Origin of the sequence: Frigoribacterium sp. CFBP9029 (assembly GCF_034045305.1) — a bacterium.
Lineage (GTDB): Bacteria > Actinomycetota > Actinomycetes > Actinomycetales > Microbacteriaceae > Frigoribacterium.
This window is the reverse complement of sequence record NZ_JAXCWB010000017.1, coordinates 20270-29643: the sequence shown is the minus strand read 5'-3', so window position 1 is coordinate 29643 and position 9374 is coordinate 20270. Positions and strand designations below refer to the sequence as shown.

The following is a 9374-nucleotide window of genomic DNA, read 5'->3' as shown; positions in this document are numbered from 1 at the left end:
CCGCTCCGGCGGCATCGCTTCTCAGTACGACGACTCGGGCTCCGGCCCCCGGCCGGGGCCCGTGTTCCCGGTGGAACCCCACCCCGCAGAGCCTTACGGCTTCGCGAGGTGGGGTTTTCCCGTGCGCCCGCGCCCGCGCCCGCGCCCCTCTCTCCTCCCTGCGCTCGATGAGTCACGACTCGCCGCGCACCCTCCCGACCCCGCGGCGAGTCGTGACTCATCGACCCCCGGGCGGGCCGAACCCGGTCGAGGAGGCGCGGCGGACGCCCGAGAACGCCCCCGACGGGGTTGACTGGTGCGGTGCTCGTCTGCGTGGTCGTCCCTGTTCGCGACGACGGCGATCTGCTCGACGCCTGTCTCAGGTCGCTCGCGCGGCAGACCCGTCTCCCCGACGAGGTCGTCGTGGTCGACAACGGCAGCACCGACGACACCGTCGAGGTCGCGCGACGGTACGGCGCCCGTGTGGTCACCGAGTCCGAGGTCGGCATCGCGGCGGCGGCGAGCACCGGCTACGACTCGACGACCGCCGACCTGATCGGTCGCGTCGACGCCGACAGCGTGCTGCCGCGACACTGGGTCGCCGAGCTCGTCCGCACCTTCGAGCAGGACGCCGACGTGCTGGCGGTCAGCACGAACGCCCGGTTCTACGACGCGCCCGTCCTGGCGGGCACCGTCCTCTCGACGTTCTACGTCGGCGCCTATCACCTGATCGTCGGGGCTGGGCTGGCGCACTGGCCGTTGTTCGGCTCGACGATGATGATGCGCCGCTCGGCGTGGTCGCGGGTGCGCGACGTGGTGCATCGGCACGACCGGATGCTGCACGACGACATGGATCTCGCCGTCCACCTCGGCGATCTGCAGCTCGCGGGGCAGGGCCGGATCGCCTATCGGCATGATCTGGTCACCGGCATCTCGGCCCGTCCGCTGAGTCTCCGCAACGGCCCCTGGTTGCGCACCTACCGCGCGCTCCACTCGTTCACGGTGCACGGCGTCGACGGACGACCCTGGTGGCGCTGGCTGCGGGCCGACCCCGCGGGCGTGTTCCGTCGACTCGGGCTGACCCACGAGGTCGCCGCGGTCGATGTGCTGTCGGGCGGCGGGCATCTGCCCGTCGAGGTCGCAGGAGGCGCCGCCGCTGACGCCGCTGACTACGCTGTCGACGCCTCCGCAGGCGCCGCTGACGACGCCGCAGGAGCACGCGAGGCTCCGGCGCGGAGCCGACCCGCGCCTCCTCGGCTGTTCCGACGGGGCGGGCGACGGCGCGTCACCAGGTGAGCGGTGCGCCTCGTCGGTCGGTCGGCGGGGTGAGCATGTCGTCGGCGGGCCCCGTGTCGGCCGGCCTCGTGTCGACGGTTCCCGTGTCGGTGCGGGTGCCGCCCGTGGGTCCGCCTGCATCGTGCAGTCGACGGCGGGCGGTCAGCACCGGGAGGGCGATGCCCGCGACGAGGGCTCCGGCTCCGCCCGCGGCGAGGTCGCCGATGGTGTCGTCGTAGGTCACGAAGATCGCGTCGTCGACGACGTGGTGACCCCACCATTCGCCGATCTCCCACAGGACGCCCGCGGCGAGACCGATCGCGACCGTGGCGGCGGCGAGTCCGAGTCGGTGGCCTCGGGACGGCACGAACCCGGTGTGCTGCACCACGATGACGGCGAGAGCCGCGAGCACGCCGTTGAGGGCGAAGTGCACGAGGGTGTCCCAGCCCGCGATGCGCGTGTACAGCTCGAAGACGCTGCTCCAGGCGGCGACGAGCACGGTCGCGCCGGCGAAGACGTCGAACCCCGGTCGCACCCCGAGGAACCTCGGGGCCAGCACGGCGGCGAGAGCGAGCATCATGACGGCGATCTCGACGAAGCCCCAGCCGATGCCGACGACCACCACGCTGAGGGCCGCCAGCGCCCGCACCGCGTCGGCGACCCACTCCGTCGGGCGGGCCGGGCGCTGCAGGAACGTCTCGATCATCAGTCCATTGCACTCGCCTCGGCCCGATCGTGCCCGCATCCGGGGGCGAGAACCCGGGTGTGAGCAACGCACCTCGTCGTGCAGGGGTGCGATGCTCACCCGGAGGTTCAGCGACCGAAGCGACGCCGGAGGCGCGGTGCGGCCACCAGTGCCGTGCCGAGGGCCAGCAGCGCGGCGGCGCCGGCGATCCAGACGCTCTGATCGGCACCCGTGTAGGCGAGGGCCCCGCGCGCACGTCGCTCGTCCGCGCCGCCGGCGACGACGGTCGTGTTGCCGGCGGGCACGACGACCGGGGGCGTCGTGGCGCCGGGCGTCGGGGTGGCGACGGCCTCGGCGACCGCGAACGACACGAATTCGCTGTCTGCGGAGAAGAACGGGATCTCGGGGTCGACGGCGAGAGACGCGCTCACGAGGTAGTCGCCGGCCGGGAGGACGAAACGGGCCGAGAACGAGCCGTCGGCCTCGACTCGGGTGACGGCGGAGGACACGCCGAAATCGGCTTCCCACTCGACGGGCTCCGTGTCGAAGGGGACGTCCCCCCACGGGTCGGCGGCCGCGCGTGCCGACATGACCACGGTGTCCTGCTGGATGGTCCACGAGTCCTGCCCGGGGGTGAAGTCCCATTCCTCGGCGTCGTCCGCGTCCACGACGGTGATGACCGCCACAGCGCCGGCGACGCCCGTGCTTCCCGTGATCGTGACGACGCCCGCGGTGGCGTCGGTCGGTGGGGTGACGAGGGGAGCGGGCACGGCCGCTCGCACCTCGATGTCCGCTGAGGCCGAGACGCCTTCGGCATCCGCGACGGTCATCGTCAAGGTGCCGAGAGCGAGGTCGGCGGGGATGTCCATCGTGAAATTCGCGTAGCCGTCCGAATCGACCACGAAGGGGTCGTCGACTGTGTGGACGATGAACCTCGTGCTCTCGGTCACGGCGGGGCCGTCGACGTCGATGACGATGCCTGCGCCCGGAGTGAATCCGTCCGCATCGACGGTCACGGAGTCGCCGGGGCTCACGACGGGGAAGAAGACGTCGATACTCGGGTCCGACCGCTCGGGCACGACGACGACCGACGACGGCGCGGGGGCGCTCGATGCCGGGACGGGCGTCTCGCTCGGAGCGGGCGTCGCGGCCGGTGCGGGCGTCACAGCGGGAGCAGGCGTCGCGGCCGGGCGGTCCCCGACGACGACCGACGTGCCGGTGCCGGTCTCGGCGGGCTCGGTCGGCGTCGGCACAGTGGTCGCGGTGTCGGTCGGTGCGACCTCGACCACGTCGACGGGGGCCTGCGCGGCGGGTGCGGCAGGCGTCGCGGGTGCCTCGGCGGCGAGTGCGGCGGTCGGGGCGAGGACCATCGCGGCGACGAGCGCGGCGGCGGCGCCGGCTCGTGAGCGGATGCGGTGTGATCTGGGCATGCGTGTTCCCCCTGGAACGGTACGGCGCCTCGGGTGGACGCGTCGGTCCGAACCTAGGTGACCCGCCGGGTGCCGCACGGCCCCCCGTTCGAGCGGACGGCGCCTCCGACACCGGATCGTCACCATTCCGTCCCCCGTCTCCGCGCCTCCGGGGGACACCGCCGCCCCGACCGCTGCGAGAACCCCCGCCTGAGCATCGCACCTCGTCGTGCGGGGGTGCGATGCTCACGCCGAGGTTCAGCGTGCAGCAGCCCAGCGCAGCACGGCGTGCACGGGGTCGTGGTCCGACGCCGCGGCACCCGCGAACCGGGGCGCCCCGACCCCCGCCGCCGAGACCTGGGCGTCGGGGCTGACGAGCACCCAGTCGAGCCGACGGCCGCCGGGGCGCGGCGGCCCGTAGTGCGACCAGCTGCCCCACCCCGGGTCGACGAGTCGGTCGGCGACGGCGCGGGCGTCGACGAGGAGCCCGCCGCGGGTCAGCTCCGCGTGCGATGGGGAGTCGTCGTCGGCGTTGAAGTCGCCGAGCACGACGACCGGCCCGTCGAGTCGTGCCACGACGGCGCGGATCCGCCGGGCGGCGTCGAGCTTCGCCCGGGCCGAGAACGGGTCGATGTGCACGGCCAGGACGGTGAACCGCGCCCCGGTCGCGAGGTCCGACAGATCCGCCTGGACGACGACGCGAGCGAACACCGCCCCCGGCCCCCGCGACCCCGGCGTCTCGGGTCGGTCGGACAGCCACCAGGTGCGCGACGACAGCACGCGGAGGCGCTCGGTGTCGACATGCAGCTCGACGCGTTCGCCACCACGGTCGCGCTCTCGGCCGCTGCCGATCGACGCGTAGCGCGGTCCGAGCATCGCGGCGAGTTCGACGGACTGATCGGGCATGACCTCCTGCACGGCCAGCACGGCGGGGCGTTCCGCCTCGAGGAGGCGCGACACCAGTGGTGCCCGCCGGCTCCAGCGGTCGGGGCTGCCGGCCCGCACCGCCGGCAGACGCCGCCGCAGGTTGAAGGTCATGACGTGCAGCCCGGGTGCCGCGACGGGCCCGACGGTGGGCCGAGCCGCGGCCGTGCCGTCACGGTAGCCGTCAACGTCGCCGTCGGCCCCGGTGCCGTCGGATCCGGCCCCCGCGGCCCCGTCGCGACCGGGCGTCATCCGCCCGCGGGGGAGTCTTCGCCGCCCTCGCCCTCGCCGTCACCCGGCTCGGGCTGTTCGCCCGCACCGGGCGATCCCGGGGCGGGTGCGGGTGCGGGTGCGGGTGCCGGCGCGGGTGCCGACGGGCTCGCGGACGGCGCCGGCGTCGGCGCGGGCGGGGGTGCGGGTCGCTCGGTCAGAGCCGCGCTGGGCGCCGCGAACGGCTGGCCGCCGTACAGGTCGTTGACGGCCTGCATGTACGGCTGGAACACGCGGTGCCGCGCGGTGTCCGCTCCGCCGCCCGGCAGGGTGTTGCGGCGCATGCTCACCTCGCCCTGGACGTTTCCGACCCAGATCGCGGTGGCCACCTCGGTCGTCGAGCCGACCATCCAGGTGTCCTTGGCGTTGTCGGTGGTGCCGGTCTTGCCCATCAGCGGCACGCCGTCGCCGGGGTTCGAGGCCGAGCCCGTGCCGCCGGGGGCGACGACGGAGCGCAGGGCGAAGGCCGTGGTGGCGGCGACCGCGGGGTCGACCGCCTCGCGGCAGTCGGCCGACGGCGGCGCGACGGTCGAGCCGTCGGGGCGGGTGACGCTGTCGATGGCGATCGGCGAGCAGGCGGTGCCGCCGTTCGCGATCGAGCCGAACGCCGACGCCATCTGCAGCGGGGCGATCGTGTTGGCGCCCGAGCCGAGCACGTCGGAGGGGAAGATGCTGAGCTCGCGGCCGTCGGCGTTCGTGACCCCGAGGTCGGAGGCGGCGTCGGCGATGTCGCAGAGGTCGAGCTCGGCGGCCATCGCGATGAACGCCGTGTTGACGGACTGCGTCGTCGCGCGGAGCGGCGTCATGTCGCTGCGTGCGCCGCCGGTGTCGTTGGTCACGGGGTACGGCTGCGCGCCGAAGCCGCCCTGGCACGACGAGAACTCCGAGGTGTTCCAGTTGTTCTTCGAGGCGTTGACGACGTCGTAGAGCGAGTTGCCGTTGCGCAGCCAGTCGACCAGCGTGAAGGCCTTGTACGTCGACCCGACCTGGAACCCGGTCGAGCCGCCGTGGCTCGAGTCGGCGGCGTAGTTCACCTGCGTGGTGCCGGCGGCGTCCTGGCTGCTGCCGTAGGCGGTGTTCTGGGCCATCGCGACGATGCGCCCGGTGCGGGCCTCGGTCGACACGAGCGATCCGCCGAGGTCGGCGAACCCGACGCTGCCGGGCACCTGGGCCTGCAGGGTGCCCGCGGCGGCGTCCTGGACGTCGAGGTCGAGCGTCGTCATGATGCGCAGTCCGCCGCGGTTCAGCAGCGCGGCGCGCTCGTCGGCGGTCTCGCCGAAGGCCGGGTCGTTCAGCACCTCGGATCGCACGTAGTCGCAGAAGTACGCGGCCGAGGCGGGCTGCGTGTTCGCGCAGCCGCTGGTGGCTGCGGTGATGACGGGCGCGACGGGGGTCTCGACGGCCGCCGCGTAGTCGGCGTCGGAGAGCATGCCCTGCTCGTTCATGTTCGCGAGCAGCAGGTCGCGGCGTTGTGTGTTGAGGGCGATGTTCGACTCGTCGTCGATGCGGAGCTCGGCGGGCGAGTTGACCGTGGCCACGAGACTGGCCGACTGCGCCGGGGTCAGCTCGGCGGCGGACACCCCGAAGTAGTACTGCGCCGCCGACTCGATGCCGTAGACGCGCCCGCCGAAGTTGGCGATGTTGAGGTACGCGAGCAGGATCTCGTCCTTCTCGAAGCGCTCCTCGACGCCGATCGCCATCTTGATCTCCCGCAGCTTGCGCGGCAGGGTCGTGACGGTGGCCTCCTCGTAGGCGGCCTCGCCGGCCTCGACGATCTCGGGGTCGCCCGATTCGAGCATCTCCTCGGCCTGCTGCACGAGCACGTTGCGGACGTACTGCATCGTGATGGTCGACGCGCCGCTCTCGACGCCGCCGCTCGCCACGTTCTGGAACACCGCGCGGACGGCCGCGAACGAGTCGACGCCCGCGTGCTCGTAGAACCGAGGGTCCTCCGTGGCGATGGCCGCGTCCTTCGCGCTCTGGGCGACGGCGTCCCAGCCGACCTCCTGGCGGTCCTGCGAGAAGAACTCGGCCATCTTGACCGGTTCGCCGCCGCGGGTGGCGTAGAGCTCGCTGGTCTGGGCCTGCTCGCCGATCTCGAGCGCCTCGGGGATCGTGTTGAACGCCCTGACCCCGAAGCTGGCACCACTGCCGGCTACGGCGATCACCGGTGTCACGAGCACGGTGACGAGCACACCGACCACGACCGAGAGCCCGGTCATGCCGGCGATCGCCCCGAGGGCGCCGCCCGTCCGGGACGCCCAGGAGGCGCCGTGTCCGTCGTCGCTCATGCGATCGCACCGATCGATGCGGCGGCCTGGCTGGGGGAGTCGAGTCGTCGTGTCATCGCCTCCGACCGTACGGTCCGGTCCGCCTCCCGGCGAAGTCCGCACAGGGCCCCGTCAGCACATTGTCAGCCGACCGTGATGCCTAGTCGGTCGACGGAGACGGCGCCGGCGACGCCCCGTCAGGCGGCGGGGCCGAGCAGCACGGCGGCCGCCGCGGCGGTCATCCCGACGATGAAGAACATCGTGCCGCCCTGCATCGTCAGCGACTTGTTGCGACTCGCGGTGGGCACGTCGACCTCGAGGATGGGGCAGCCCGACCAGCCGATCAGGCCGATGCTCAAGGCCACCAGGCCGAAGGCGGCCCAGAACAGGACGGCGAGTCCGGTCGGCAGCACGGTGGGGCGCCAGCCCGACGAGAGGAGGAGACCGAGGCTCACCGCGACGCTCCCGACGGCGGCCATGAACCAGTAGGTCCCCGTCCACATGATCCGCTGGACGTTGTTCTCGGGCGACATCAGGTCGTTCTGCACATTCTGCACGGAAGACATCTTGCGCCTCTTCGCGGCTCCCTGTGCACCACAGCCGTCGTCGACCGCCCGGGTCACTCCGTGAAGATCGCCCCGATCGGCTCGCGCTTCTCCTCCTGGAACCGATCCTCCGCCCGACCGAGCGCCCAGTACGCCGACACCGAGAGGGCCGCGCGATCGAGACCCCAGGCGTCCTGCACGATGGCCCGCGCCTCCTTCATGGCTCCGCGCTCGCCGTGGGCGAAGACGGCGACGGGGCCCTCGGGGGCGTCGAGCGCCGCGAGGGCGGCGACGAGCGGCGCCCCCGGGGTGGCGGTGCCGCCGCGGTGCAGCCAGCGCAGCTCGACTCCCGCCGGTCGGACGAGGTCGAGCTCGTCGTCGGCCGTGTCGACCTCGACGAGGGCCAGCCCGCGCGAGTCGGCGGGCATCGACTCGAGGGCCGACGCCACCGCGGGCAGCGCCGAGTCGTCCGCGAGCAGCAGGTGCAGCACCGCGGGGTCGTCGACCGGTGCCCAGAGACCGGCGGGCGTCGACATCTGCAGTCGATCGCCCGGCTGGGCCGTGAGAGCCCACGGCCCGGCCACGCCCTCGTCGCCGTGCACGACGAAGTCGATCGCGATGGTGCGCGTCGCCCGGTCGATCGACCGCACGGTGTAGGTGCGACGGACCGGCAGGTCGGCGGGTGCGAGCTCGGCCCGCAGCGCCTCGAGGTCGAACGGCGGCTGCAGACCGAGACCGGGGCGGGCCAGCAGCAGCTTGACGTAGCGGTCGGTCGAGGTCAGCGCGGCCTCGCCCGCCTCGACGAACCCGTCGAACGCCGGTCCGCCCAGGTGCACGCGCATCAGATGCGGCGACACGCGTTCGGTCCGGTCGACGACGAGCACGTGCTGCCGCCGGGCCGGGCGCCGAGGAGGCGCGGTGCCGGTCTCCGGAGTCGTCTCGCGCACGCGATCCCCTCCGATCAGTTCGCCGTGGCGTCCTCGAGCAGCGGGACGAGCTGATCGAGGGCGTACTGGCGGGAGAGCGAGGTGCCGAGCGAGTAGGCCGACGAGACGTCGCCGTCGATCACGATGTCGTGACCGGCCTTCACCGCGGGCAGCTGCTGCCACTGCGGGTCGTCGGTGATCTCGGTCGTCTCGATGAAGATCGGGAACGCGATGATCACGTCGGCGTCGATCACGTCGAGCTGCTCGGACGAGATGTCGACCGAGAAGCCGCCGGCGTTCGGGGTCAGAGCCGCGATCTCGGGGTTCTGGTCGAAGCCGAACTCCTCGAGCAGGTCGACGCGCTCGGAGCCCTCGATGTAGGCGCCCCAGCCCTCGCTGGTCTTCGTGGCGGCGGTCACGGTCAGGTCGTCCCACTCGGGGTGGGCGTCGGCGACGGCCTCGACGGCCGACTCGCTCTCGGCGACGAGACGGTCGCCCTCGGCCTCCTCGCCGAGGGCGGTGGAGACGAGGTCCATCTGGTCCTCGAAGTCGGTCAGGTAGTTCTCGCCGCCCTCGGGGACGCCGATGGTCGGCGCGATGCCCGAGAGGCGGTCGTAGCGCGCCTGGTCGCCGGAGCTCTTCGTGTCGAGGATGAGATCGGGTTCGAGCGCCGCGATGGCCTCGTACGAGGGCTCGAGCGTGCCGATGATCTCGGGCGGGGTTTCGTAGAGACCCTGCGCCCAGGGGCCGACGCCGTCGTTCTCCTCGCCGAAGGCGAGCCAGTCGGAGGCGCCGACGGGCTGGACGCCGAGCGCCAGGGCCGTCTCGGCGTCGCCCCAGCCGAGCGCGACGACGCGCTGCGGCTTCTCGTCGACGGTCACGTCTCCGAAGGCGGTCTCGACCGTGACGGGGAATCCGGCGCCGCCGGCGGTCGACCCTCCGTCCGAGTCGGTGTCGGAGTCGGAGTCGGCCGAGCACCCTGCGAGCGAGAGGGCGGCGACGGCGATGACGGAGGCGAGCGTGAGTGACTTGCGCATGGATTCCTTGCGTGGGGAAGGGGTGGGCGATCAGACGGGGGCGGACCCTCGACG

Annotated in this window: 8 protein-coding genes; 1 reads left to right on the top strand and 7 read right to left on the bottom strand. The window is 72.9% G+C overall.

All coding sequences use genetic code 11. The features are described from left to right. Positions 1–300 precede the first annotated feature (300 nt). On the top strand, positions 301–1275 hold the full coding sequence (locus SOM11_RS14425) for a glycosyltransferase family A protein (protein WP_320478472.1): 975 nt from the start codon (positions 301–303) through the stop codon (positions 1273–1275). Here SOM11_RS14425 and SOM11_RS14420 read toward each other — a convergent pair. The 7 genes from SOM11_RS14420 to SOM11_RS14390 all read right to left on the bottom strand — a co-directional run bounded on the left by SOM11_RS14420 (position 1265) and on the right by SOM11_RS14390 (position 9320). After that, positions 1265–1960, bottom strand: a complete 696-nt coding sequence (locus SOM11_RS14420; protein WP_192061802.1) for a hypothetical protein — start codon at positions 1958–1960, stop codon at positions 1265–1267. The two genes, SOM11_RS14425 and SOM11_RS14420, sit on opposite strands and share 11 nt — an antisense overlap. Before the next feature lie 107 nt (positions 1961–2067). After that, complete coding sequence (locus tag SOM11_RS14415) at positions 2068–3369, bottom strand: hypothetical protein (RefSeq protein WP_320478471.1); 1302 nt, start codon at positions 3367–3369, stop codon at positions 2068–2070. 237 nt (positions 3370–3606) lie between these two features. Next, positions 3607–4524 (bottom strand): endonuclease/exonuclease/phosphatase family protein, encoded by a 918-nt coding sequence (locus tag SOM11_RS14410; protein WP_320478470.1) that lies wholly within the window; start codon positions 4522–4524, stop codon positions 3607–3609. Continuing rightward, a complete protein-coding gene (locus SOM11_RS14405; protein ID WP_320478469.1) occupies positions 4521–6833 on the bottom strand; it encodes a transglycosylase domain-containing protein in 2313 nt (770 codons plus the stop codon). The genes SOM11_RS14410 and SOM11_RS14405 overlap by 4 nt, the downstream gene beginning before the upstream one ends. A 176-nt stretch (positions 6834–7009) precedes the next feature. Beyond that, a complete protein-coding gene (locus SOM11_RS14400; protein WP_192061798.1) occupies positions 7010–7378 on the bottom strand; it encodes a hypothetical protein in 369 nt (122 codons plus the stop codon). A gap of 53 nt (positions 7379–7431) precedes the next feature. Then, positions 7432–8304 (bottom strand): siderophore-interacting protein, encoded by an 873-nt coding sequence (locus SOM11_RS14395; protein ID WP_320478468.1) that lies wholly within the window; start codon positions 8302–8304, stop codon positions 7432–7434. 14 nt (positions 8305–8318) lie between these two features. Beyond that, the gene (locus SOM11_RS14390) at positions 8319–9320 is read right to left on the bottom strand and encodes an iron-siderophore ABC transporter substrate-binding protein (RefSeq protein ID WP_320478467.1); all 1002 of its coding nucleotides are present in this window, start codon (positions 9318–9320) and stop codon (positions 8319–8321) included. Positions 9321–9374 lie beyond the last annotated feature (54 nt).